At 33.8% G+C, this 26513-nt stretch carries 29 protein-coding genes and 1 pseudogene; 10 read left to right on the forward strand and 20 right to left on the reverse strand.

Annotated elements, in window-relative coordinates; all coding sequences use genetic code 11:
* Positions 1–139: 139 nt before the first annotated feature.
* From A1704_RS22900 to A1704_RS24835, 8 genes are all read right to left on the reverse strand, one after another.
* Complete coding sequence (locus tag A1704_RS22900) at positions 140–958, reverse strand: PD-(D/E)XK nuclease domain-containing protein (RefSeq protein ID WP_062676312.1); 819 nt, start codon at positions 956–958, stop codon at positions 140–142.
* Positions 959–989: 31 nt separating this feature from the next.
* Positions 990–2129: a hypothetical protein gene (locus A1704_RS22905; protein ID WP_062676313.1), complete on the reverse strand. Its 1140-nt coding sequence runs from the start codon at positions 2127–2129 to the stop codon at positions 990–992.
* A 46-nt stretch (positions 2130–2175) separates the two neighbouring features.
* The gene (locus A1704_RS22910; RefSeq protein WP_062676314.1) at positions 2176–3231 is read right to left on the reverse strand and encodes a hypothetical protein; all 1056 of its coding nucleotides are present in this window, start codon (positions 3229–3231) and stop codon (positions 2176–2178) included.
* Positions 3232–3259: 28 nt separating this feature from the next.
* Positions 3260–3895, reverse strand: coding sequence for a hypothetical protein (locus A1704_RS22915; RefSeq protein ID WP_062676315.1), 636 nt, complete (start codon positions 3893–3895; stop codon positions 3260–3262).
* Positions 3896–4050: 155 nt separating this feature from the next.
* On the reverse strand, positions 4051–4287 hold the full coding sequence (locus A1704_RS22920) for a hypothetical protein (protein WP_062676316.1): 237 nt from the start codon (positions 4285–4287) through the stop codon (positions 4051–4053).
* Positions 4288–4416: 129 nt separating this feature from the next.
* Positions 4417–5226: a hypothetical protein gene (locus A1704_RS22925; RefSeq protein WP_062676317.1), complete on the reverse strand. Its 810-nt coding sequence runs from the start codon at positions 5224–5226 to the stop codon at positions 4417–4419.
* Positions 5227–5588: 362 nt separating this feature from the next.
* On the reverse strand, positions 5589–5810 hold the full coding sequence (locus A1704_RS22930) for a hypothetical protein (RefSeq protein WP_062676318.1): 222 nt from the start codon (positions 5808–5810) through the stop codon (positions 5589–5591).
* A gap of 774 nt (positions 5811–6584) precedes the next feature.
* Positions 6585–6785, reverse strand: coding sequence for a hypothetical protein (locus A1704_RS24835; protein WP_062676319.1), 201 nt, complete (start codon positions 6783–6785; stop codon positions 6585–6587).
* A 326-nt stretch (positions 6786–7111) separates the two neighbouring features.
* On the opposite strand from A1704_RS24835, the gene A1704_RS22940 reads away from it, so the two are divergent.
* The 7 genes from A1704_RS22940 (at position 7112) to A1704_RS22970 (ending at position 12814) form a co-directional block, all read left to right on the forward strand.
* Positions 7112–7543 (forward strand): RrF2 family transcriptional regulator, encoded by a 432-nt coding sequence (locus A1704_RS22940; protein ID WP_062676320.1) that lies wholly within the window; start codon positions 7112–7114, stop codon positions 7541–7543.
* 57 nt (positions 7544–7600) lie between these two features.
* Positions 7601–8062: a hypothetical protein gene (locus A1704_RS22945; RefSeq protein WP_062676321.1), complete on the forward strand. Its 462-nt coding sequence runs from the start codon at positions 7601–7603 to the stop codon at positions 8060–8062.
* Positions 8043–8819, forward strand: a complete 777-nt coding sequence (locus A1704_RS22950; RefSeq protein WP_062676322.1) for a class I SAM-dependent methyltransferase — start codon at positions 8043–8045, stop codon at positions 8817–8819. Before A1704_RS22945 ends, A1704_RS22950 begins: the two co-directional genes overlap by 20 nt.
* A gap of 16 nt (positions 8820–8835) precedes the next feature.
* Entirely contained in the window at positions 8836–9258 is a 423-nt protein-coding gene (locus A1704_RS22955) for a c-type cytochrome (RefSeq protein ID WP_062676323.1), read from the forward strand.
* A 43-nt stretch (positions 9259–9301) separates the two neighbouring features.
* Positions 9302–10027: an iron-sulfur cluster repair di-iron protein gene (ric, locus tag A1704_RS22960; protein WP_062676324.1), complete on the forward strand. Its 726-nt coding sequence runs from the start codon at positions 9302–9304 to the stop codon at positions 10025–10027.
* A 12-nt stretch (positions 10028–10039) separates the two neighbouring features.
* Positions 10040–12283, forward strand: coding sequence for a nitric-oxide reductase large subunit (locus A1704_RS22965; protein WP_062676325.1), 2244 nt, complete (start codon positions 10040–10042; stop codon positions 12281–12283).
* Positions 12284–12361: 78 nt separating this feature from the next.
* Positions 12362–12814, forward strand: a complete 453-nt coding sequence (locus A1704_RS22970) for a hemerythrin domain-containing protein (protein WP_062676326.1) — start codon at positions 12362–12364, stop codon at positions 12812–12814.
* Positions 12815–13334: 520 nt separating this feature from the next.
* Here the strand turns inward: A1704_RS22970 and A1704_RS24620 are convergent.
* The 10 genes and pseudogenes from A1704_RS24620 to A1704_RS23015 form a co-directional block, all read right to left on the reverse strand.
* Positions 13335–13562: a hypothetical protein gene (locus A1704_RS24620; protein ID WP_062676327.1), complete on the reverse strand. Its 228-nt coding sequence runs from the start codon at positions 13560–13562 to the stop codon at positions 13335–13337.
* Positions 13563–13711: 149 nt separating this feature from the next.
* Positions 13712–13962 (reverse strand): annotated as a pseudogene (locus A1704_RS24130) (glutaminase); the annotation flags it as partial.
* A 49-nt stretch (positions 13963–14011) separates the two neighbouring features.
* Positions 14012–15262 carry a chloride channel protein gene (locus tag A1704_RS22980; RefSeq protein ID WP_062676328.1) on the reverse strand — a complete coding sequence of 417 codons (1251 nt, stop codon included), beginning with the start codon at positions 15260–15262 and terminating at the stop codon, positions 14012–14014.
* A gap of 66 nt (positions 15263–15328) precedes the next feature.
* Positions 15329–15697, reverse strand: coding sequence for a DUF488 domain-containing protein (locus A1704_RS22985; protein WP_062676329.1), 369 nt, complete (start codon positions 15695–15697; stop codon positions 15329–15331).
* A gap of 85 nt (positions 15698–15782) precedes the next feature.
* A complete protein-coding gene (locus A1704_RS22990; RefSeq protein ID WP_062676330.1) occupies positions 15783–16184 on the reverse strand; it encodes a hypothetical protein in 402 nt (133 codons plus the stop codon).
* A 10-nt stretch (positions 16185–16194) separates the two neighbouring features.
* Positions 16195–16455 carry a hypothetical protein gene (locus tag A1704_RS22995; protein ID WP_062676331.1) on the reverse strand — a complete coding sequence of 87 codons (261 nt, stop codon included), beginning with the start codon at positions 16453–16455 and terminating at the stop codon, positions 16195–16197.
* Between the two features lie 26 nt (positions 16456–16481).
* Positions 16482–17477, reverse strand: a complete 996-nt coding sequence (locus tag A1704_RS23000; RefSeq protein ID WP_062676332.1) for a cbb3-type cytochrome c oxidase subunit II — start codon at positions 17475–17477, stop codon at positions 16482–16484.
* Complete coding sequence (locus A1704_RS23005; RefSeq protein ID WP_062676333.1) at positions 17477–19210, reverse strand: cbb3-type cytochrome c oxidase subunit I; 1734 nt, start codon at positions 19208–19210, stop codon at positions 17477–17479. Before A1704_RS23005 ends, A1704_RS23000 begins: the two co-directional genes overlap by 1 nt.
* A 92-nt stretch (positions 19211–19302) precedes the next feature.
* The gene (locus tag A1704_RS23010) at positions 19303–19902 is read right to left on the reverse strand and encodes a Crp/Fnr family transcriptional regulator (protein WP_062676334.1); all 600 of its coding nucleotides are present in this window, start codon (positions 19900–19902) and stop codon (positions 19303–19305) included.
* A gap of 47 nt (positions 19903–19949) precedes the next feature.
* Entirely contained in the window at positions 19950–20834 is an 885-nt protein-coding gene (locus A1704_RS23015; protein ID WP_062676335.1) for an AraC family transcriptional regulator, read from the reverse strand.
* 98 nt (positions 20835–20932) lie between these two features.
* Between A1704_RS23015 and ccoN the strand changes: the two genes are divergently transcribed.
* Genes ccoN through ccoG form a run of 3 tightly spaced genes read left to right on the forward strand, consistent with a single transcriptional unit; the run spans position 20933 to position 24870 of the window.
* Complete coding sequence (ccoN, locus tag A1704_RS23020; protein ID WP_062676336.1) at positions 20933–23194, forward strand: cytochrome-c oxidase, cbb3-type subunit I; 2262 nt, start codon at positions 20933–20935, stop codon at positions 23192–23194.
* Between the two features lie 11 nt (positions 23195–23205).
* Positions 23206–23382, forward strand: coding sequence for a cbb3-type cytochrome c oxidase subunit 3 (locus A1704_RS24135; RefSeq protein ID WP_082798858.1), 177 nt, complete (start codon positions 23206–23208; stop codon positions 23380–23382).
* A gap of 30 nt (positions 23383–23412) precedes the next feature.
* Complete coding sequence (gene ccoG, locus A1704_RS23025) at positions 23413–24870, forward strand: cytochrome c oxidase accessory protein CcoG (RefSeq protein WP_062676337.1); 1458 nt, start codon at positions 23413–23415, stop codon at positions 24868–24870.
* An 854-nt stretch (positions 24871–25724) separates the two neighbouring features.
* Here the strand turns inward: ccoG and A1704_RS23030 are convergent.
* On the reverse strand, positions 25725–26090 hold the full coding sequence (locus A1704_RS23030; protein WP_062676338.1) for a hypothetical protein: 366 nt from the start codon (positions 26088–26090) through the stop codon (positions 25725–25727).
* Between the two features lie 13 nt (positions 26091–26103).
* Positions 26104–26511: a hypothetical protein gene (locus A1704_RS23035; protein WP_062676339.1), complete on the reverse strand. Its 408-nt coding sequence runs from the start codon at positions 26509–26511 to the stop codon at positions 26104–26106.
* Positions 26512–26513 lie beyond the last annotated feature (2 nt).

The raw sequence follows: 26513 nt of genomic DNA on the forward strand, positions 1-26513 counted from the left end.
ATGTTGTGCTAATTCAAGTACGCCTAGCTTGTTTTTGATAATTTTTTGTTGTGTTGTCATAATACTTAATCTGTTTTAAAGTTATTTAATTTGATTATAACTGTCAGATTAAGTATTGACTAATTCATATAAATAGATATTAAAGTTTGCTCTCTTTATAGGTTCTGATGTTCCTTATTTTACTGTTAAAGCTGATTCCAATTCCATAAATGTCAGGATTATCAATTCTAAACTTTTCTGCATAATCTTTAACTAAAATTTGGTCTAAAGCTTCTTGAGAATCATCAGAATCCTCTGAAAATTTGAATTCCATTATATATATTTTACGACTAAATCGTATAACTGCATCTATCCTTCCAATATTTGTTGATTCCTCCGGAACAATATCAAATCCAAGTAGTTTCAAAATCAAAAAGACATTTGCATGATAATAGCCTTCTGTCTGTTTAACAATCTCGTAAGAAACGTTTGCAAAAATGGATTTTAGATCAGTAATGAAATCGTCTATATTGTGTTTTATTAATTGATATCTCAACTTTTGATATAGTAAAACATTTTCATCCTCTAGATCATAAATTTCAATGGCATATTCAAAAGCTGATAAGATCTTTTCTATATACATCACAAAGCTGGAAATAATCCAATCGGTATCTTCACCGTCATAAAGGCTATCTACAAGATGCCTGTCTCCATTAATGTCATCAATAAATCTTTGTAAATAAAAAAGTAAGTTTTGCGGTGTAGCAAATCTATGAGGTATTAATTGTTCGAAGTTGAGATTTTCCTCAATATTGGAATGAATATTATTCAGAAAATTAAGAATTTCATCTCCCTTTGGAAGCCTATAAATCCCAAATTCTCTCTGTTCGTTTACTGCCCTGTAAAAATCAGTGAACTCAAAAATATTATACGTGAAAAATTTATGTAGATACTGCTCTACCCTTTCAATTTTTGTCATTGGTTTATTAGCTTATTAGTAGATTTAGATTTTACCAGTCCATATTTGCTGCATTGTCAAAGATTCCCTGCAAATGATCACAAAATTTTTCCATTGTGTCATTATCATGCATAGCAGATTCATACATCCCATTGCTTGCATAAGGTAAAATTGTGACCAACCCATGGCCTTGTGTATAGGTGAGAGCCGGTTTTAAATTGGAGCTATTTACATCAGAGATAAAAGATTCTATCAAACCTATCACTTCATGGTCTTTAAATTCCAGTGTACCTCTAAAAGAAAACCTATTTTTGGTCTTATTGAAATCCATTCTTACAGGTACAGCACCTGCACCGGAATGAAAATAGAATGCATTACCTTCTTTTCCAAATGCACCGTGAGCCACAAAGTTCCTAACTTGATTTCTAATTAAAAGTAATTCATCATAATATTCTTTTAGCTTATCGTCAGATATGACCGTATTAAATTTAGTTTTCCATTCAGCATCAATTAATTTTGTAACCTCCTCACCTGTTTTTATCTTTTGTGTAATGACCGCAAGATGAATGAACAAATGTTCTGTCCAGCTAAAAAAGGATTCAATTGTAGAAATTGCTAGCCATCTGACATTTGGTCTTACTTTATGATATTCTTTCGAGGCAAGTATCAAATGATTATCTTTCCAAATACTTTCCTTCGATAATTTACTTAGTTTTTTATTTGCTGCTTTATAAAGCTTCAAAAAATAATTAAACCTTTCAAATAAATATCCATTGTTATTTACAATATTTATTGCAGAATTCCTGATAGCCTCTTCAGCTAAATAATTAAAGTATGGTCTGGAGGATTTTATAGCGCCATTAATTTTCTTAGTAATGATTCGAGCATCCTCTTCATCTTCTTTATTTTGAATAAAAACACCCACTCCCATTTTCCTATGCTCAATTAAAAATGCTTTTCCATTGAAATCAATTGGAATAGACCAAGCAAGCTTCTCGAATCTTCCTGCATCTCTGAAACCTAATAAATTTACAAATAAAAAATAAACTAAGTAGTAATCATGAATCTCTCTTCCTGCATCACTTCTTTCAGCAAAAAATAAAAGTTCTTCGTTTGCTTTTGTATTTACATCGACTGGCTTTATGGGAGATAAAATCTTTAAGGCATTTTCTTTATATTTTTCAATATCCATACTCTATTTTATGTGTAGTTAAGTATTTTCAGCTTTCTGCGATTTTTTATTCTATTGCTACATTTATATAATCAAATTCAAGTTTCAAATTCTGTTTTAAATATTCGATATATTTTATATCATTATCGTTTGCCGGGTACTGTCCCACGATAATATGCTTCCTAGGTCTTTCATCTCTATCATTGAGTGAATAAAGTAATATCTGCCCCAGTGCTTCCTTTACGCATTGAGAAGCATATGATGATGATTTGACCTCATAAAAAGAAACATAATCCGGCTGGATGAGTTTTACATCAATGAAATTCTCCTCAATTAGAACATTTTTCCTACCATACGTGTCGGAGAGTAATTTTACTAATGCTTCCTGAATTTTGTTATGCTTCTGCTGTGCCACGTATGAAGCTCCTCCCTTTCTTACCTGCGTTTCAATATTTCTCGATCCTGTCGCCCTCCTCTTTGTCCTCATTTCTTTTATTCGAATGGTTCTTCCTGCAATTTCAATTTTATCATCTTCAGTACCAAACTCGTCGTATAACTTTCTCATAAAACTATATACATCAAGATCTGCCGGTTTATTCAACATCATTACATTCTGAATGTCTGAAATTTTGGTATTACGATCTGCTTTTAGACCAAAAAAATGTGCTATTTTAAGCAAAACATCACGTTTAAATATTGGGATAAGCCTTTCATTAGAGTACAAAAACGCGACTTTCCATTTAAACAGGTCAGGTAAAAGGATATTATCAATCAGATCAAATTTCCCGCATTCCGAAAATTTTATAATATTAATCAGGTCATTTCTAGTATTCTCAAATGCAGTTTTTCTACTAACCCCATATGCCTTCAGCCAGGAATATTTTTCATCATTTTTATAGTTTTTTGGTCTTTTAGTTAAATCTTTCCTTTCATATATTCCGAATTTAATAGAAGTCATTCCTTTAATGCTTCCAAGTATTCTCGTTCTTGTTTCTATCCACTGACAAAATGTGTCTTTATTTCCAAGCCCTACATATTCTTCCAAAGTCATATCTAAGACATTTTCAACAGTCCATCTTGCTAAAAAGAGATCAAGAAGTTCTTTACATTCCTCTATGTTCATGTTTCTAATTTTAAAATAATGCATCGCTTTAAAACCTAAGAACGTTCCAATCTAAAGTTATATCTTTGTTTTTATTTAATTTTTCTACCTTATTAATTATTGATTTTCGATGGGCAACGCCACACATAAACACTGCCTTGTCAAATTGGTTGGTTTTACAGTATGAATAAATATTGTCAAGCATCTCATCTTCGTACAAATCAATAGAATTGATTGCATCTTTGTTTAATGCGGTATCACTTAAAATAATGTTTTCCAATTTGCGCATATCTTCCTGAAGCTGTATACTTACATCACTATTAAGGAACTGAAAACCATATTTTGCCGATAATACATTAAAGTTTTCTATTTTTCTTTGTAACTCTATATTTTGAGTTGCTATTTCATATTTTTCATTAAATACGTCGGACATTCCACTATCCAGCACAGGAACATATTTAAAGGTAGATTTGTACTGATATTTTTGGATTGCTTCGATCTCAAGTTTATTATGCAAAATCCCAAAGTCGGAAAATAAATGTTCTTGATTGTTCGAATAAGTTTCTCTTAAGGCTTCTAAAAAAATAACTTCAGGATGTATTTGTTCAACTATTTTACAAAGTTCATCAGCATTACACTGTCCATTTTGTTTATGTGTGGTACTGATGTAAATAATTTCATACATATTCTCCAAGGTTATAATAATGTAAATTATATTCTAATTAATAAAAAAAGGCCTCGAATGTCTCGAAGCACTAAACAGCTACTACTTATGAAAGCTATTGCCAACAAAAAGTTAATTTAAAAGAAACTATTTCAAAATATCAGAATTTGATTTGTTTACTTAGAATTCAACAGATTACTGTAAAGATCATTATCAATTGTATATCCTAAATCTTCAAAATGTTTTACATAGTTTTTCGCAGTATCAATTGTATGCATATTCACTTCTGGAAATTTCTTTTGTATTTCTGCAACATTCATTGTAATGTCGTTTTCATAATCTCCCGAAATTCCGATAAAGAATTGGCAGATTTTATTCTTGTTGTCTCTAACGACAATATCATAATTTGGCATATGGATATTTTTTTAGTTATATATCAAACTTAAGAAATATTATAATAAGTCAATTACGGTTTTCCGTAAAAGAGAAAATGTTTAACATGAATTTTTTAAAAATCACAGTTTAGCCGAAGGCAAGAATCTTTATTGTTCCAAGCCTAGTAACGCAAGAAAATCGGTCAACTTTATAGCCTTACCGTCAAAACCACACTTATTGAAAGAATCAATTATATTTTGATCTTCTGTTACTAAAACAACATCCTCACCCTGTGGATTATAAAGAGTTCCAAATATTAAAGAAATATCTAGGATAGTATTCCAGCGTTTATCTTTCAAATCACTAATTGCAATAACTCCGTTTCCGATGTTGTCCAATAATAATTCATTCATTACAAGAGCCGGACAAAAATCTTTCATGAACTTAACAACCGTTCGAAAAAACCCTTCATCCTTTTGATAGGTTTCTTTTACATTAAAATATGCTCGATCAATCATACTTTGTGCAACTAAAAATGACAATTCCCCTTTTCTCAAACTAGCCAAAAATTTTCGCCTTTGTTCTCTCTTGACTTTGCCTTCAAAGTAAGCCCAATCCACATTTCCTTCATTGATAGATTTGATGTAGTTTTCGTAGTTTTGTCTAATCATCTCTTTTTCAAAATCTAATTGATTGCCAACCGCTTCAATGGCATCATCAATATTATCTTCAGGTGTAATTGGATCATTTCCTGCAAGTTTTTGTGCTAGTGTTATCGTTTGGGAATACATTTTCAGAAAATTTTCTTCTTTTCCAAAAAGATAGTTCCCTAGAATTACATCCATTGGCGGAGTAAATTTAACGTGTAAATTATTGTTTGTTTTTTCGGTAGACAAGTTAACTAATAGTGTCAGACCTTTTCTACATTCATCTTTTTCAATTGGATGAGCATCATTATAATGATTTATAAGTTCCATTGCTGGAATTATAGGAAATGTTATAATTATTGATTTATCTTTAGCTGCCTCGATTATTTCTTTTTGTAATGAATCAATTTCCTCTGGGGGTTTTATCTCTAATCAAGTTTCGATAAATGTTTGTATCTAGTATAATTTTCATAGTATATTAATTGTTTTGTTAATTCTAAAATTACAAAATATTACTTTATAACGAGCATACAATGAAAGCATTAAATAAGTGGAGAAGAAGTTATCTTTTACTAATTTACCAAACCTGCTAAAGAAGAACAACATCACTTGGCATTTACTTAAGAATATTAGTATTCCAAACAAAAATTACCTAAAATTTGTATTGAATAAATGTTGATGAAGCCAAAAATTTAGTTAAGATCAGAACTGTCATCTGAATTTAAATAACAGAAAATGAATTTATCCATTAAATAAATCATAACTTTTATTAATTCAGATTTAAATAATACTTTGTATCCGTTAAAAATTTGTTTTTGAGAAAACATACCTTCTTTTGCCAAAGAAAAAACAGTGTAAATAAAATCTGAACAGTTTTTTCTCTCTAATTTAAAAATAAACTTAGAAAAATCCATCTCAAATAATTTTGAAGATGGATTTTTGTTTTAAATATTAAAATTTACATAAAAAAAAACTATAAACCTATGAGTAGTATTTTCTGTTTTAAGAAAATACATAACTTTCATTAGATTATCTATTAATATCAAACTATTAATTAAATCTTCATTAAACAGTAAAAATAGTTGAAGCCAACTAAGATCTAAATATATCTATTTGATTATTACATTTACCAAAAAAAAATTATATTGCAAAAAACTTTACCACTGTAAGTGATTAAAAGTTAAAATTGGAATTACCAATTCTTGTTTAATTTGGCTAAAAACGGATTAAATCATTGACAAAAATATTTTTATAGAAGCTCGTCAAGGTCAGATGACAGGATTATTTAATTCTACAATTCTTTCTAAATCTCCCACCAAATGTTTCGATATATCTTCGGTTATGGGTACAAATTCATTGCAAACCCTCATCCACAAAGGGTTTGCAGTTTTATATTTTTAATTTTCCTTGAGCGTTAAATTTTAACCGTGTAAAAATTCGTGTAAAATGAAAACGTATCACTCCCCCTTAAAAGTATATCCTATGTCGTGGGATAAAAGAAATGCTACCAACTTAAAAAAGATTGGGAAATAAGGTACATTTACTTCTGTGATGAATATCCACAAGGTAAAATTATCAGATTCAAAGGTATAAATCACTGTAAATCCCTTTCTGAAAAGCAGGATCACACTAGAATGTTAATGGAAAATGAAATTCTAGCACTATCTTGTAGAATTAATGATTGACGTTTATGCAGGTGATAATCTGTGGGATTTTAAATAAAGGGCAGTACGGTTCAGATAGGGAAAAAGAAGAATCAGCAACAGAAATGCTGCCAGTAGCCATATCATCATTTCATAATAATCCATGGCAAAACTTACATGATTCTGGACATTCATTCTTCCCACCAACAGTTTATTGGAAGCCTTTACAGCATGGTCTTCAAGCATTCCTCCGGCCGAAAGCTTAGAGCCTGTTTATGAACAAAGTCTTTTACAAAAGGATCCACAGCACTCAAGTGATCCTGAAAAGCATTGTAATGACTGCTCTTTTCATAAAGTTCAAAAAAATTGATCAGCGCTATACTGATACAAAATTCAAAATATCGTATTGCCGTTGCCGAAGAGCCGATGGACGCCGGAACTAATGATATGATAAAAATAATAGATGCTTACCAAACCTTTTCATGATCTTTATCAAGCCTCATTAAAATAAAAGAGTTTTTTATCTTTTATTAAAAATAAATTTATATATTTGCCCTATAAAATCAGTTACAATGTTTTCCAAAACCTGCGAGTATGCTTTAAGAGCTTTAATTTATATTGCCCAGCAGTCTAAAAATGACAGCAGGGTCGGAATTAAAGACATTTCAAAGAGCATTAATTCTCCTGAGCATTTTATCGCGAAAATCCTTCAGGATCTGAGCAGAAAAGGATTTGTACAATCTGCAAAGGGACCGAATGGAGGTTTCTATATGGATGAGAAAAACCTGGGCACCAATATTGCTGATATTGTTAGGGAAATTGACGGTGATAAACTGTTTTCCGGATGCGGACTCGGGCTCGATCAATGCTCTGAAATTCATCCCTGTCCTCTCCATAACCAGTTTAAAAGTATCAGACAGGATCTTCGCATTATGCTTGAAACATCCAAAGTACAAATGTTTGTAGATAACCTGGATTTAAAATTGACCTACCTTAAGGCATAAAAAAATTTAAATCAATAAAAGATAAAAAGGTATTAATATATTAAATAATCCAAAAAAATGAAACTCTATCTTAAAAACCCTGTTATACTCATGTTATTCTGCCTTATGGCAGGAATGTTTATAACAGTAAGCTTTGTAGAAACTCCTCTGAAGTTTCAGGTAGAGGGAATAACACTTTCAACAGCTTTGGGGTTGGGGAAACTGATGTTCGGAATCTCTACAAAAATACAGGCCCTATTTCTGACCCTGATTCTGATCTTCATGACAATCAGCCAGAGCCACTATACAAAATTGGATTTTACAATCACCATTGTTTTACTTTCTATCCTGGTCTTAGAACAGTTTTGGATGCTTCCGGTTTTAGATGAACGGGCAGATCTCATTTCGTCCGGTAAGCCACTGGCTCCTACTCCGCTGCATGATTATTTTATTTATGCCGAAACAGCAAAAGCCATCATTCTGATCCTGGCTGTTGTATTACAATTTAGAACCCAACCCAATGAAAACAGATCCTATTGAAAAAATGTCCGCCCACTGGCTGCTGGCCAAGATCGGTAAAAAAGTCCTTCGTCCGGGAGGTTTAGCGCTTACCCTAGAGATGCTGGCTATGCTGAATATTACCCCCGATGATCGTGTAGTCGAATTTGCTCCGGGTCTTGGTTTTACCGCAAAACTCACTCTGGAAAAAAATCCGGCATCTTATATAGGCATTGATGCCGAACAGGAGTCTGTAAACCTGTTGAAAAAGAATTTCAAACATACTTCTGCACAATTTCAACTGGGAAATGCGGCACAGAGTTCACTAGCTGATCAATCCGCCGATAAAGTATATGGTGAAGCTATGCTGAGCATGCATGCCGATCACAGAAAATCTGAGATTATTCAGAAAGCTTCAAGAATCCTGAGACCTAAGGGCTTTTATGCCATCCATGAGCTGGCCCTCGCTCCTGACAGTCTGGATGAAAATGTAAAATTACAGATTCAGAAGGAGCTCGCTTTAACCCTGAAGGTAAATACCCGCCCACTCACCATTCCTGAATGGACTCATTTACTGGAAAAAGAGGGATTTAAGGTTTTAAAAACAGAAACAGCACCGATGCACCTGTTGGAAATTAAAAGAATAATCAGCGATGAAGGCTTTTCCGGATTCCTGAAAATCGCGGGAAATGTAGTCATGCAGCCTAAAATCCGTTGCAGGATAATGCAAATGAGAAAAACATTCAAAAAATTTGAGAACAACCTTTGTGCGGTGTCCATTCTTGCACAAAAAGTATAAATCATTATCAATTATTATGAAAGCACAACTTATAAATATAGCAATGATTTTGAGCGTATTAGCAATAAACTTATCATGCTCTGACAAAAGCGGAACAACTCCTATACCAGTACCTGGACCTTCCACAGGACAGGCGCCGTCTCAACCTGTCAGTACCCTCGAACCGGCTGTTGCCCCAAACACTTCCGGTGATCCCGGCCTTACATTGATTAAAAGAGCTGATTGCCTTGCCTGTCATAAAATAGATGCCAAATTAATCGGGCCTTCTTACCAGGATGTAGCTGTAAAATACACCGAAAAAGATATTGATCAGCTGGCTCAGAAAATCATTGACGGAGGAAAAGGCAACTGGGGGGATATTCCGATGACGCCTCATGAAGGATTAAGCAAAGACGACGCTCAACAGATGGTAAAGTACATTCTTTCGCTCAAAAAGTAATCAAAAAAATTTAAAATAATAAAAGACAAAAAAGTATTATATTATGAATACAAGAACAGATTTAATAGGAAATATGGTAGCAGAAGACTTCAGAACCGCTGCTATCTTTAAAAGACACGGAATCGATTTCTGCTGCAAAGGCGGAAGAACGATAGAAGAGGCCTGCAGCAACAAGAAACTCGATCCTGAAAAAATTTATGCAGAACTGGAGGCAATCCCAAAAAACGAAGGCTCTTCCATCGATTTCAACAGCTGGCCACTGGACCTTCTGGCAGATTATATTGAGAAAACGCACCATCGTTATGTAGAAGAGAAAACTCCTGTCTTGCAGGCCTTCCTGGATAAACTATGTAAAGTTCACGGGGGCAGGCATCCTGAATTATTCGAGATCAACACCTTATTTAATGAATCAGCCCACGACCTGGCCGCTCATATGAAAAAAGAAGAGCTTATTCTGTTTCCTTTTGTAAGAAATATGATTAAAGCTAAAATATCAGGCAGCCATCTGTCACAACCAGCGTTCGGCACCGTGGAAAACCCGGTGAATATGATGCAGCATGAGCATACTGTGGAAGGAGAACGCTTCAGAAAAATAGCGGAGATCACAGATGAATATCTTCCCCCTGCCGATGCCTGCAACACATACAAAGTAGCCTTTGCCATGCTCCAGGATTTTGAAAATGATCTGCACAAGCATATTCATCTGGAAAACAATATTCTTTTCCCAAAGGCCATTCAGCTGGAAAAAGAATTTACTGTTGAATCTTAAAAACTTCTCCGAATGACACCTAAAAAACTTTGGATAGGACTTGCTATTGTGATGATTGCCTCATTTGCAGTTCTTATATTTTACGGAACCGAAATCTATAGAAAAGTTCCTCCGATTCCGGATCAAATAGTAAGTGCGGACGGTACAGTGATTGCCACGGGGCAGGACATTAAAGATGGTCAGAATGTATGGCAGTCTATTGGAGGACAGACCGTGGGAAGCATCTGGGGACATGGCGCTTATATTGCCCCTGACTGGACTGCCGATTATCTTCATCGGGAAGCGGTTCTTCTGCTTGACGAACTGGCCAAAAAGGAAGGTAAGACATACAAAGAACTTCCTGATGATGAACAGGCAAAGTATCAGGTACTGCTGAAAAAGGAGCTCCGTACCAATACTTTCAATAAAAATAAAAATGAGATCGTCTTTTCTCCTGAAAGAGCAAAAGTACAAAAGCAACTTTCTCAATACTACTCCAGATTATTCATGAATGATCCTTCCATGTCGGAACTGCGTGATCAGTATGCCATTCCCAAAAATACCATCAAAGATCGCGGAAGGATGGCCAGAATGAATGCCTTTTTTGCATGGAGTACCTGGGTTTGCATCACAGAAAGACCCGGAGATGATGTCACCTATACCAACAACTGGCCTCATGATGAGGCTGTAGGAAATGTTCCACCTCCATCGCTTCACCTGTGGTCAGGATTCAGTGTATTGTTACTGTTGGCTTGTGTTGGACTTCTGGTATTTTATCACGCAAGGAATAAAGAGGAAGAAATCAACGAAGCGCTTCCTCTTGAAGATCCTCTGCGGAATATGAAGCCTACTCCATCTATGAAAGCTACTTTAAAATATATCTGGGTGGTTGCCTTACTAATCCTAGTTCAGATGCTTGCCGGAGTCATTACAGCCCATTATGGAGTCGAAGGAAGTGGTTTCTACGGCATTCCTTTAGATCAGTTTCTTCCTCAATCTGTTTCCAGAAGCTGGCATGTCCAACTGGCAATATTCTGGATTGCTACCTCATGGCTGGCTACGGGATTGTATATAGCACCAGCGGTTTCAGGATATGAGCCCAAATATCAGAAATTGGGTGTCAATGTATTGTTTGGAGCGTTACTGATCGTTGTGTTAGGATCTTTAACCGGGCAATGGCTGGGAGTGATGCAAAAATTAGGGTTGGTAGATAACTTTTTATGGGGACATCAGGGATATGAGTATGTAGAACTGGGGAGAATCTGGCAGATTTTATTGCTGATCGGGCTGATTCTCTGGCTGATTTTGATGGTAAGAGCATTACTTCCTGCTTTAAGACGTAAAGACGGAGACCGCCACTTACTCCTTTTGTTTACTCTTTCTTCTGTAGCAATTGCCATGTTCTATGGCGCCGGTCTGATGTATGGAAGGCAAACTCATATGGCTATTGCCGAATATTGGAGATGGTGGGTTGTACACCTTTGGGTAGAAGGTTTCTTTGAAGTTTTTGCTACCGTAGTGGCGGCATTCTTATTTACAAGATTGGGATTATTACGCCTGAAATCCGCTACCAATGCCGTATTATTTTCTACTATTATTTTCCTTGGCGGAGGTATTTTAGGTACTTTCCATCACCTGTATTTCAGCGCTACGCCTACTGCTGTGCTTGCTTTGGGGGCTACCTTCAGTGCATTGGAAATTGTACCTCTTGTCCTGATTGGTTATGAAGCCTATCAGAATTATCAGCTCAGCAAATCTACAAAATGGATTCAGGCTTACAAATGGCCAATATATTGTTTTATCGCCATGTGCTTCTGGAATTTCCTAGGAGCAGGAATCTTCGGATTTGCCATCAATCCTCCGATTGCCCTGTATTATATCCAAGGATTAAACACAACGGCCGTTCATGGCCATGCTGCCCTGTTCGGCGTATATGGAATTTTAGGAATCGGATTAATGATGTTTGTCCTCAGAGGTCTGTACCCGGACCGCCAATGGAATGACAAATTAATTGGTTGGGCTTTCTGGCTGACCAATATCGGATTATTGGTTATGGTGACGATAAGCCTTCTTCCTATAGGTATTATGCAATCGGTAGCCTCTATTAAAGAAGGATACTGGTATGCCCGTTCCGCAGAATTTATGCAGACGGATATCATGCATTTCTTAAGATGGATGCGGGTTCCCGGGGATATTTTACTAGCTGCCGGAGAATTTTTGCTGGTTGTTTTTATCATCGGGTTAAAATTCGGCTGGTCACTGAAAGAAAAACGATAATATAATCTTTACTTTAAACCTCATAAGTTTCTGAAATCTATGAGGTTTAGTTTTCTTTTTTATTTTAATTAAAAAATCATGAAACGTAACCAAAATATAATTCTTCTTTCACGGGATCATCATTTCGGATTGCTTTGCAGCTGGAAAATCAGACAAGGACTGAAGAAGGAAATTGAAACGGACAGAATTAAAAAGTATATTCTTCACTTCTGGCACAATTATCTGGAAGAACATTTCAGAGAAGAAGAACAGATCCTTTGTGCTTATCTTGAGGATGAATATACTGAACGCATCCGGTCAGAACATGCTCAGATAAAGGTACTGGCTTCTCAAATCGAACACTCGGAAGATACCCGTCTGCTTTCTGATTTTGCGGAACTTCTTGAACAACATATCCGTTTTGAAGAACGGAACTGGTTTCCCCATTTGGAGGAAAAACTTAACAATGCTGTTCTGAACTGGATCGGAAAAGAACTGGATCATATTCACCCTGAGAAAAAAGAGGTGTATGCTGATGAGTTCTGGAAATAACTTCTATTAATATTATATCTTTAAACTATAATTCCGGAAAAAGTTTTAAAGCAGTATGGATGCATTATTGAGGTAATGGTATTTATTTGAACTGCTTTCTAAAAGTGATGGGTGAGACCCAGCGCTTTTTGTAAAAAAACGGATAAAATAGGCATCATCCTTGTAATTCAGATTATAGCAATTTCTTTACGGTAATTGAGATGTGAGCCAGAAACCTTTTACTTTCAAGAATAATATGATTTTTTATAATTTCATTGGGAGTTTCCTTACTGACAAATCCTATTTTTTACTTAAGTTTTTAAGAGTAATGAAAAGCAGGTCTGCATAATCAGCAACTGTATGGAGTTCTTTGCTTCTCGATCAGCTTACTGAACTTTCTCAAAAACTGTACATTTGCCTGCTGCTCAACATCAACCAATTGATGCCGCTCCTTTCAAATTCTTGTAGATTTCAATATAATCATTTTTAAAAGTATTCACAACACTTCCTCCGTATTTGAATCTTCAAGCTCCATTTCAGACTAGATTTCCCCTATGATCCTTTGGATGTCAGCAGACTGCTCTTGATTCAAATTAATAGATGGGATTTCAAAGACATTATTGTATAATATTCCATCACAGGCTACTTCCTGGTCATGGATTTCTACACAGTAAAAGTCTTTATTAAAATTCATGAGTTGCCCTCCAATTGTTTCGAAAGGTTTTAATACCACATTTGGATTGATAAATAACAACGAATCAGTTTGCATTTATATTTCTTGAAAATCAACCTGTATGATAGCATTTTCAGGAATAAAAAGAATTTTGATATGATCAGCCTATGGCTGTCAATAATTGGTCTCCTAAAAATGATTGCTAAATTCTACGTTGCCAAATTGTTTGTAAGAAAATTCTTTGATCATTTAATAGCTAAAAAACAATGGTAATTATAATTCCCAAAAATTGAGTCTTCCGTTACTCTCGTTAATTCTTCCAAGGATTTCATTCCTCTGTACGAGTTTCCTTTTAAATTTAATTTTGGAAACCATACCGAAACGATATAATGTTTAAGCATGTTGCTACAATTTCGCTCCGTACGCCACTTTTTCCAGGCAAACCAACTCGGAAGGCAAATTCTCCTGATTCGTCATAAAACCCGCATGTTTGCATAAATTATTTGTTTAATTTACACACTTTTAAGAAAAGAAAACAGACATTATTAGCTTTTAATATCATATGAATATACATTATAGGGTATAATTCTCCTAGCTAAGTTTTGCGAAGCCCAACATCCTAATAATACTGGAAAGAATAACACATATCCGTTAGGTGCTAGATTACACACCAGGAAAAGTGCAGTTAAAGGAGCATAAATAGATGCTGATAAAGTAGCGGCAGCCCCAACCAACACAAAATTTACATAAATTAAAGATGTTCCAAAAAAAGTATTGCAAAAAAGAGCAAAGGTAAGTCCCAAGAATGCACCTGCAACAATACTAGGCGCAAAAACACCACCATCTCCTCCAGCGCCAAGAGTTAGAGCAGAAGCTAATGGTTTTAATAAAATTAGAAAAAGAAGAAAAAGAAAGGAGTAACTCTTGGGATGGTTGAGAATTTCCGATAATGAATGATAACTATCGCCATACAAAAACGGAAAACAAAATATTAGCCCACCTACAATTAAAGCTCCTAAATTTACCCTCAAAAAATTATTGGAAATTCCTGAAAAAAAATCTTTAATCTTAATAACTAAAACTGTAAAATAAACAGATAAAACACCTCCTAATAAACTTAAGATTACAAAAAACGGAAGCGCAGTCCATTTCCATCCAGTAATTTCAAAAGAGAGTAATGGTTCACTTTTTATAAAACAAAGAAAAATAGCGGAAATGATAGCAGATGCAGTACAGCTTATAAAAAGTGTTTTATTAAACTTTCTTGCAATTACTTCCATAGCAAAAAGCCACCCAGCAATTGGACTTCCAAATAAAATACTTACCCCAGCAACAACCCCAGCACTAATAAGTTCCAATTTATAAATATTTGCAGAAAAATGTTTTTCGTATATCGTATTTCCTAGAGTTGCTGTTGCAACGACCGTAGATACTTCAATTCCTGTGGAACCGCCGAAGATTACAGTAAGAAATCCATTAAAATAATGTGATGGAATCTTGAAAAGAGGTAGATGATTTTTTCTTTGATCAAGAGTTTTGTAAATTTCGGTGATTCCTTTATTTTTTCTATTCAAAAAAAAGTATTTTCTTAAAAAGTAGATTGCTGTAATCCCAATCGTTGGCAGAAAAATAAAAATTAAGGTATTTTCTTCTTCTGCAAAATGAAATATGAGCTTTTGAAAATATTCAGTAATTAACTTTAATGAGTATCCTAGAAAAGAAGCGCAGATACTTATTATGATAGAAATTAAAATTAATCTGAAATAATGGTGTCTTTGTATGCTTTTTCTTTTCATTACCAATATAAATTCAATTTTTTCACAAAATTAGGTGCTGGATAGATGGATTCAAAAAGAAATCTATCATATTTTATCATTTAAAATCAAATTTTCTAAATATTTTTTTAAAATCAAAGGATGGCAATGCTGCTCATCTTTAGCACCATAGACCAAAGTGATGATATCTTGTTTTTTATTTCGATTTAGAAATTCTTTTCCGGGATCTTTTTCTTTGAGCTCGATTTCGTATTTTTCTGAAAAGCTCTTCCAAAGTTTTGGATCGTGATGAAACCACTTTCGGAGTTCCGTGGAAGGAGCAAGCTCTTTATTCCATTCCTCTATATGGGCATTTTCTCTAGAGATTCCTCGAGGCCATAACCTATCAACTAATACACGGTATCCATCTGTAGGGGAATAAGTTTCATAGATTCTTTTAATTTTATTTTCATTCAATGTATTATTAATGTTAGGTAGATTTTAAAATTATCATAAAATTTCTTTCTTGAGAAGACTAATAAAATTGGACAAATACAATTATCTAAAGACTAAAATTTGTAACAATATAAAAAGCGGCCCAAGCTATAAATACCAAAGCAATAACCCAAACCCAAACTGGAATCGTTCGTGGATTTTCACTTCCTTTTATAATGAAACTTTGATTTCTACCTGTATCATATGCATTGAGCATTAATGGCAATGTCCCGTTGACAGTTTCATTGTCAGATAACCCCTCCATATGAATAATCGGTCCATTGCGCACATTAAAATGTATGATTTTCAGACCTTCTTTATTATCAAATCTGCTAATAATTTTTAAAGTATGTTCTCCGTCCGACAATTTCGTAGTATCGAGATTGAAAACAATAGGAGTCTGAAGTTCTGCAATAGGATTCGATTCCTCATCTATATATATAAAGACTATGGCATTATGTTTAGACATTTTCTAAGATTTAAAAATCCAATATATTATTTTTGATATGCTTTTTGTTATTCTCGTTTGGTTTGATTAAAAATTTGAAAGAATAAAAAAATGTTCCTAGGGTAATTATTGCAATAATTATTACAATAGCCCAATCCCAGTTTGATTCCGGGCCAGTACCATGTGTAAAATCCTGTGTTATTTTGGGTTGCTGAAGCTTACACGCATCGCAAGCCTGAAAATATCCAGTCCAAAAGACAAAAACAGGAAATATAAGCTTTAATTTTTTCATTTTATTTTATTTTATTTTATTTTATTTTATTTTATTTTATCCATGATTATTTTTATTTCCTCAACTGTTACTTTCTTCCCATTATTTCCCCAGCTTGTCCTTTCATGGTTAATGAGAGCAGTCACATCTTCAGGTTTGAAATTAGCATTGGTTCCTACCGCTGGCATTTCTCCAAATTGAGGAGCCAGACCATTATATCCTTTCATAATAATCGTAACATAGAGTTCCAGATTATCTCCTAACACTACTTTGTCGCCTTTCAATGGTGGAAATGCTCCTGGAACTCCTTCCCCAGTTGCTTGGTGACAGGTAGCGCAATTGGCTATGAATAAAGCTTCTCCATCAGGAAGATTATCTCCTCCTGCATTTCCTTCAGCTTTTTTCTCTTCTTTTTTGTATAGAAATTCTCTTGCAGGAATACTCTTTGGAAGTTCGGTCTGTTTAAGACTGAGAAGATATGCAACAAGATCACTGGCATCTTTTGATGGAACAATTTTTCCTTTAATTCCTTTTTTAAATGCATCAGGAAGACTTATTTCCTTATCTCCAGGATCAAGCTGATCTTTAACTATAAATAGCCATTTATAAGAAGGCATTATAGATTGAGGAACTACAGCTCTGGGATTGAACAGATGAGAGTATTGCCAATCTTTACTGGATTGCCGGGCTCCAATATTGGTAAGGTCGGGACCTGTTCTTTCTGTTCCCATGAGGGTAGCAGTATTCTGAAAAAGATTGATCCTTTTGTTTCTGGCATAATCTACAGCCAGGCTTGGACGGTTACCGAATACCTGATCCATGTCTACATTACGAACCTGCTGGGTATGACATGCTACGCAGCCTTCACGGATATAAATTGATTTCCCACGGCTTTCTTCTTCTGTAAATGGTTTACTTCCTTGTAAAGGTTGATATACTTTTTGGTTATTCAACGCAGGAAATATGCATATAAATAGGGTCAGAAAAAGGAAAAACGCCAATGCTGAGGAAAAAAGTTTCTTATGGTCACTAAAAAAATCCATTATGCTTTTACTTGTTTATTGTGAATGATTTCTAAAATATCGCCTGGTGTCTGAGGTAGTTTTATTTCTTTTTTGGGCTTTATCATTCTGTAAAAATTATATGCGAAGATGATATGTGACAACCACATCATTGTTCCTCCGATTGCTCTCCACAACCAAAAGGGTATCATATGTACAACCCCTTCAATAAATGGTTTCTTCTCAATCCACATCACTCCTTTTTCTGTAGAACCTATCATTAATGAAACGGTATATACTAAAACACCAACCAAAGCTAACCAAAAATGTAATCCTACAGTAATACTTGGTGGTTCATAAGAAGTAAGTCTCGGTACTAAGGTATAAGTGAAAGACCATAGCATGAACGTAATAATCCCATACATCGTTAAATGCGAATGGGCTACTGTAAAATCAGTAAAATGCCATAATAAGTTGGTTGTTCTAAACGCCTCTGCTGTACCTTGTAGTGAGCCTGTAAAATAAAAAATAATAGAAACTACATAAAAAGGTAACACATAGCTCAATTTAAGGCGATGCCAAGATCCTCGAATAGTCATCATAAAATTAATGCTCCCTGCAGCTACGGGAATCACCATTCCCACGCTCGCAACAATAGCAATGGTTTGCATCCACCAAGGAATGGCACTAAAAATAAAGTGATGAGTTCCAATAAGAGTATAAAATAAAATCTGTGTCCAAAACGCAAGTATACTCAAACTATAAGAATACACCGGACTGTTCAACTCTTGTGGAAGAAAATAATACATTAATCCCAAATTGAAAAACATAAACCACATCCCCACTCCCTGATGCATAAAATAACCCTGCGTTATGGTTTCTCCCAAACCGTCTTGCCAAAATGGAAGATAAGCAACCACCAATATGACTACAACAAACATCATAGCCGAGACTACATACCAATTGGAAACATAGATTTCTTCTGTTTTTCGGAACGCGATCGTATTGATATGATTATAAATACTAATTATAATTCCTGTAGCAAAAAGTAACATAACTGGCCAGATATATTCCCTGTACTCTCCGCCACTATTATTGATTCCCGCCATTAAGCAAACGCTACCAAGAAATACAGCAGAATTCATTAATATTAAAGTCACATATCCTATCTTAAGATTGAAAATTTTTGTATTTCCCACCCTTGGAATGACATAATATGAGAAACCTACCATTGCCATAGATGCCCATCCCCAAAAAACCATATTGGTATGTACGGGTCTAAGCCTTCCGAAACTCAACCAGCTGATATGGTCAGCATCCGGAGCGACAAATTTTATTCCAAGATATTCACCAACCGTGGTTCCCATAAAAAGCCAGAATACACTAGTGCCAAGAAACCAAAGGATTAATTTTTTTTCCTCATCCGGAATTTTAATATTCCTTCCCTCCTCTCTTTTGGTTTGCAGAAAACGGATTTCATGAATTTCATTTGCTTGGTCTATTAACCCACGCGGGTCTTTTACTTGCTTATTTGCGGAAAGTTCGTTTCCTGAAAGTTGGAATTCAAGTTCTTTTTTTCGTTCCTCCAACGCAGAAATTTCGCCTGGCTGCAGATGACTCAGATGCTCATATATCCTTTTAAGTTCTTTTTTTTTCAATGTATCAGAAATCATCCGATTTACTCTTATTAAAATAAGAATAAGTGCAAAAATGATGGGAATCAAAAAAAGAACAATTGTAATTTGTAAACCAGGCTCATTAAGAAGTTCGTTCATAGTATAAGTTTTAAGAAACAACTTTATTTACTTAAAACTACTTTGAATGCTTAATTTTCTATTATGATTGAAATCACAACTGGTTAGTTTATTTAATAGTAAATTAATCCTTTTTTTATCTTCAGCAGATTATTTTTTTCCATTAATTTAATAGTTCGTATAACAGTTTCTACACGCAATCCGGTTAGATTTGCCATCTGTTGGCGGGTTAACGGAACAATATATTCGGAATTTAAACCATTTTCTATGCAATAGATATTCTTAAAATAATTCATTAAAGTTTTAAGTCTCGTAGTAGGGTCATTAGAAAATATATGTTGAGACATGATCATTTTATAATATAACCTGCGTGAAAGGCTTTTGTTAATTTCTATCGCATATTTAGGATATTCAGTCAACAGTTTAAAAAAATCTTTGGAAGAAATCTGTATAATATCACAATCTGTTAAGGCTATGGCATTAGTTGGATACTTTTCATTAATAAATAATAAGACTTCGCCAAATCCTTGTGGTGCATTGATAATATTCTGAATGAATTCTTTTCCATCTTCACTGTAATTATTAAGCTTGACCGTTCCTGATATAATTTGAAAATAACTCTTACAGGTTGAATTTTCCTCATAGATAAAATCTCCACTACTATACTGCGTGATATTGTAATTATAATCTTTTATATGTTTTTCAGAAATCATTTCTATTAATCGTAATTTATTAAATTTATAATACTATTGAATGATTTTTAATACTTATTATAATATTGCTTTCGGAAGGCCTCGGGGGTAAATGATGTATATTTTTTAAAAAATTTTACAAAGTAAGACGGGTCTGAATAATTTAATGCTTCAGCAATATTTGTAATTGATAAATCAAAATTCACCAAAAGTCTTTTAGCTTCCAGAATAATCCTATTTCTAATAATTTCACCAGCTGATAGGTTAATTTGTTGCTTACATATAAAGTTCAATTGGTTAGGTGTTATATTTAGAGAAGTTGCATAATCTTTGGGTAATTTATATTGATGAAAATTAGTTTCTAAAATCTCTATAAACTGCTTTAATATTAAAGAATTATAATTCGTGTCAATAAATATAGTTTTGGAGATAGTATCTTTTCCAGCAAGTGCACAAATTTGAAGTATTAAGGATGCAATCATTATTTGTGACCAAGATTGAATGTCTGTCATTTCTTCAATAATATCTTCAAAACAAACTTTCAACTTACGTTGGTTTTCCTTTGAAATATTTACCATCTGGTCACTTTCAAATAAATTAAAAAATGGAAATTGATCAATTAACGAAGAATTGATCTTCAACTGATCAAAAAAAGTAGTGGAAAAATTAATTACATAACCTTCTGCATTTTCATCCAATCTCCAACTATGAACCTGTCCCGGACGCATAAAAAAAATCTTTTCTGGAGCAACGTCGTATGTTTTGAAGTCGATTAAATTTTCACCATATCCTTTTACAAAATAGGTAACATGATAAAAAGAATGGCGATGAACTTTTGTTGTTCCAGGATTTTGATCTAAAAATTCTGAAAATCTATCAATGGTAAATACTTCATTAATTGAATTACACGTCGACAGACCTTCAATTTCAAATGTTGGATAAACCTCCTTCATACTTTATTGCTGTAATATTTTAATCATCATAAAAATAGCTATTTTTTCGATGATTAACACCATAAATAAATGATAGTGGTATATTAACTTTGAACATAATGGAAACACAGAAATTTTACTATGATAACACCATAGTACGTGCATTTTTATATGCAACAATAGTTTTTGCCTTAATAGGATTCGTCTTTGGACTGACTGCGGCTCTGCTTTTGTTTTACCCTGAACTGCCTGAATTCATTTTTGGGACAGATGACCAATCTATCCATATCTTGAGAGACGGAGGTATCCAAGCATTGATAGATACTAATGGAGCCTTCGGATTTGGTAGAATAAGAATGTTGCATACAAATACTGTAATCTTTGCATTTGTTTGTAACAGCTTTTTTATTGGGGTATACTACTCTGTACCTCGCCTTTTAAAAACAGAAATGTTTAACAAAACATTAAGTTGGATTCATTTTTGGACGTGGCAGTTAATGGTCGTAGTAACCTTTATTACTTTCTTCATGGGAATCAATACATCAAAGGAATATGCGGAACATGAATGGCCAATCGACATACTTCTTACTTTTTCATGGGTAATTTTTGGACTTAATATGTTCGGAACCATCACAAAAAGAAGAGTTAGACATCTATATGTTGCAATTTGGTTTTATTTGGGAACTTGGATTGCAGTAGCAATGCTTTACATATTCAATAACCTTGAAGTTCCCTTATCATTTACGGGGTGGAAATCATATTCTGCGTATGCTGGAGTAAAAGATGCTATTGTACAATGGTGGTATGGTCACAACGCAGTTGCATTTATTTTAACCACTCCAATTTTGGGATTAATGTATTATTTTCTTCCAAAAGCAGCCGAACGGCCTGTTTTTTCGTATAAGCTCTCAATTATTCATTTCTGGTCGTTAATTTTTGTGTATATCTGGGCAGGACCACATCATCTTCAATATACAGCAATACCAGCATGGGCACAAGCTGTAGGTACTGGTTTTTCAATTATGCTGATTGCCCCATCATGGGGAGGAATGCTGAATGGACTATTGACTCTGAGAGGATCTTGGGATAAAGTACGAGAAAATCCTATTTTAAAATTCTTTGTCGTTGCAGTTACTTGTTATGGTATGGCAACTTTTGAGGGACCACTACTGGCGACTAAAAACATCAACAAAATTGGTCACTTTACCGATTGGGTGATAGGTCATGTTCACCTTGGAGCATTAGGATGGAATGGTTTTATGGCTTTTGGAATGATCTACTACCTTATTCCAATCCTATGGAGAACAAAAATATGGTCTGTTAAGCTGGCGAACTGGCATTTCTGGTTGGGAACTTTGGGAATTATTTTCTACGCAGTACCAATGTATATTTCAGGATTTACACAAGGATTAATGTGGAAACAATTTAACCCAGACGGGACATTATTATGGAAGAACTGGTTAGATACAGTAACAGCAATTATCCCTTATTTTAAAATGAGATTTTTAGGTGGGTTATTTTACTTTTCAGGTGCTATCTTAATGGTCATTAACCTTGCGGCTACTATTAGAAAAGGCTCTTTCCAAAAAGAAGTACCGGCAGAAGCACCAGCCTTAGCTAATATTAATAATAAAAGAAAAGAAGGAGAAGGTATACATCTTTGGTTGGAAAGATTGCCCGTCTTATTCACAGTGCTATCTTTTATTGCAGTCTCAGTTGGAGGGGCTGTAGAAATTATACCAACTTTAATGCTTAAACAAAATGTACCGACAATTTCAGCTGTAAAACCATATTCTCCTTTAGAATTAGAAGGTAGAGATTTATACATCCGCGAAGGCTGTAATGCCTGTCACTCTCAAATTGTAAGACCATTCCGAGATGAGATTGTAAGATTTAACGGCAAAAACGGCCAGTATTCTAAGGCAGGGGAATTTGTTTATGACAGACCATTCCTTTGGGGGTCAAAAAGAACAGGGCCAGATTTACATAGAGAAGGTGGTAAAAACCCAAGTTCTTGGCATTATAAACATATGTATAATCCTAGGTCCACATCGGCCGGTTCTATTATGCCTCGTTATCCATGGCTAATAGCCAATAATTTAGACCGATCTAAAATGATCGATAAGCTAAAATTCATGAAAAATACATTTGATGTACCTTACACAAAAGCCCAAATTGATTCAGCTGATAAATGGGCCGACAATCAGGCATCTATAATAGTGAAAGACATTTTTTCGGAGGCTACAGACTTGAAAGAAGCCTACGCCAAAAGGCCACAAGGTGAACTAGAAAAGAAAGAAATTATAGCCCTTATAGCCTATCTGCAAAGATTAGGTACAGATATAAAAACAAGCGATATAAAAACAGCTGGTAACAATTAAATATACATGAAATGATTCCTCAAAACTTTAAAGACATTTTAGCAAATACTGATTATGCAGGATTTTATCAAACGTTATCCATGATTATTTTTTTATTATTTTTCGTTATTCTCATACTTTATGTTTTCACAAGACCAAAAAAATTCTATCATGAAGCAGAGCGTGCTCCCCTCCGTGATGATCAATAAAAATTACAATTTATATATACTAACACTGAAATGTCAGAAATAAATGAAGAAGTCGTTCGCGGCGGACAGGGGCAAGTTTTAAACCCTGAGACCTATAGAGATTCTATAGGAACAATGGAACAATCAGGGAAGAGAAAATGGGTTTTTCCCAAAAAACCAAAGGGTAAATACACTAATTACAGAGATTTAGTAAGTTATACTCTTTTGATTATATACTTTGTCATTCCATTTATTAAAATTAATGGAAACCCTTTCTTTTTGTTAAATGTCATTAATGGAGAATATTTTATTGCGGGGCAACCTTTCTATCCGCAGGATTTTTTTATTCTTACCCTAGGTGCTATTGCTTCTCTTATTTTCATTATTGTTTTTACTATTGCCTTTGGAAGAATTTTTTGTGGTTGGATATGCCCTCAAACAATTTTTATGGAATCGGTCTTTCGAAAAATAGAGTTTTGGATTGAGGGTGATCGCAATAAACAAATGAGACTTGAACGCCAGGAGTGGAATACTGAAAAAATTTGGAAAAGGACTCTAAAGTGGTCTATTTATATTATCATTTCTCTCATCATCACTCACGTTATGTTTATGTATATTGTTGGTTACGAAAAAGTGTTTAAAATTATCTCAGAAGGACCATTTGAGAACATCACCAACTTTATTGTTATGATTCTTTTTACAGCCACTTTTTATTTTGTATTTGCATGGTTTCGAGAGCAGGTTTGCACACTGGTTTGTCCATATGGAAGGTTACAAGGTGTACTAATTGATAAGGAAACTATTAATGTATTTTATGATTTCAAAAGAGGTGAAAACCGCTCTAAATGGAGAAATGGGGAAGACAGAAAAGTTACAGGAAAAGGTGATTGTATCGATTGTTATCAATGTGTTTCAGTTTGTCCTACCGGAATCGATATTAGAGACGGACAGCAATTGGAATGCGTAAATTGTACTGCATGCATAGATGCATGTGACGAAATAATGGAAAAAGTAGGTTTGCCCAAAGGTTTGATCAGATACGCATCAGAAAGAGAGATTGAGACCGGGACTCCTTATAAGTTTACTAGCAGAATGAAAGGTTTTGCAGCAATTCTGATATTGCTGATCGGGTTCCTTGGATTCCTTCTGTCAAGTAGAGGTGATATGGAAGCGAAGTTTATCAAACCTGCAGGTAGTACATTTTTTGTAAGAGAAGGAAAAATTATCAATACGTATAATTACACATTTCTCAATAAGACAAATAATAAAAAAATTGTTACTATAAAAGTTATCGAACCGGCACATGCTGAAATTAATTATAGTGCTTCTAGTAAAATAGTCGTAGATCGTGATAAAATATCAAAAGGAACCATCAACATCAGCTTTCCAGAATCACAAATGAATCTTTCCAAACAGAATATTACTATAGGTGTATATGATTTAAATGGGAAGTTAATTGATTCTTATCAGACTTACTTTGAAGGGCCATTTAAATTACAAATACCTTAAAAGTCATCATAGCAAACACAGCTAATATTAAAAGTGTTTTAAACTATAGCTTTAGTTATTAATTTATCACCTATTCAGACATACATTTAAAAAGATGAAACTGGATAGGTGCTCTTTTTTAATAAACTACATTAATTTAGTTTAAAATGTTTCAACAACTTGATGTAATTGTCAGATTGAACAAATCGTATTTTCTCAACATAAAAAAACTTGTTTTAATCACAATATTCCATACTCATCAACAAAGAATTAGATACTTTTTTTAAGATAAAACATATTCGCATTGTTTATAACTGTTAAATTACAATTCTTTACCAGACAACCTGTTCAGTAATTTGTTTTAAAGAATCAAGACTATTGTTCAGTGTACAAATTTATTTGTGTTTTGTCATAAACGAAAAAGAAATTTTGATCATTGTTTCGATTGATAATGAAAAAATAAAAGTCAAAAGAATTAATACGCAAATAGAATTTTGATATAATAGCAGAATCTAGATCTTTATGCAAGATCGTGATTGAAAAGTCAAAATTTTGTTTACAATATCTACAAACTATTGTTTCAAAGGTCAAAGACTTGATGGAAGATGAAAATCCGTTTTTACGAACAAAAACACAAGAAAATTGATTCATATAAAAACTATAACCTGTCTTCTTATATGCCTGTTTACTATCTTAGATTTTTTTTGAAAAGTAGCCCATAGTAATCCACCGAAAAAATAATAAAAGCTATTCTAAAAATTTCTTAAGCTATTAAAGGCTCAAAATATAGAATAACTCTTAATTTATTCACTTTCGGTCATAAGATTGTATTACGTAATCTTATGATTAATTTTAATTAATTTGTTGAAAATTAATCATAAGTGATAAAATATTTTATTATTATTTATTCCAAAAACATAATTTCCGAATTTCTCTATTCCTTTTCTAATTTTCTTGAACAATTCCGAGAATTCAATAATGTTTTCATCTACGCGAATTGAAGTAGTTATTCCTTTTATATTGTTATTTGGATTTGATATTGCAAAAACATAAATTATTTCAGAATTATCGTCATAACATTTATATATTTTATCAACTTTGAACCCAGAAGCTGGAATTTCAGAACCTTCTGTTTTAATATTTTGTATTAAATTTAAATATTCCGTTAGTTCATTTTGTAAAAGATACCCACTGTCTAGGAGTTCTGATATAGTTTCACTAAAAATTCTTATTTCCTCCATACTTGTTTTATTCTTAGTCCCAGGTGCCTTGCATCGAAATACTTAAACTATCGTTTTCAATTTCCATATCAATAGGGAAAACAATTTTATAGTCATCCATATCAATATCACACCTTCCAATATATCCTGAAATCCCGCCCCAAAGCTCCAGGTGGTAATTTTTCCCGTATAGGTTCATGCTTGGCGAAGGATACATTTTTAGAGTTGCCGGCAATGGTAATGTACTTGGATATTCTTCAGTTTGCGCAATCGACTCTGGTAAATCATCAGAAAAAGCTTTTATATACAGCTTTTGTTCGGGTAAATTCTTTGAATATTCAAGAAGCTTCACTGTTTTCAGATGAAAAGTATTGTCATCATTATTACAGGAAAAAAGACCATTTAATATCAAAAGAATAATTAATATATGTTTTAATTTCATAA

This window comes from Chryseobacterium cucumeris (assembly GCF_001593385.1).
GTDB lineage: Bacteria > Bacteroidota > Bacteroidia > Flavobacteriales > Weeksellaceae > Chryseobacterium > Chryseobacterium cucumeris.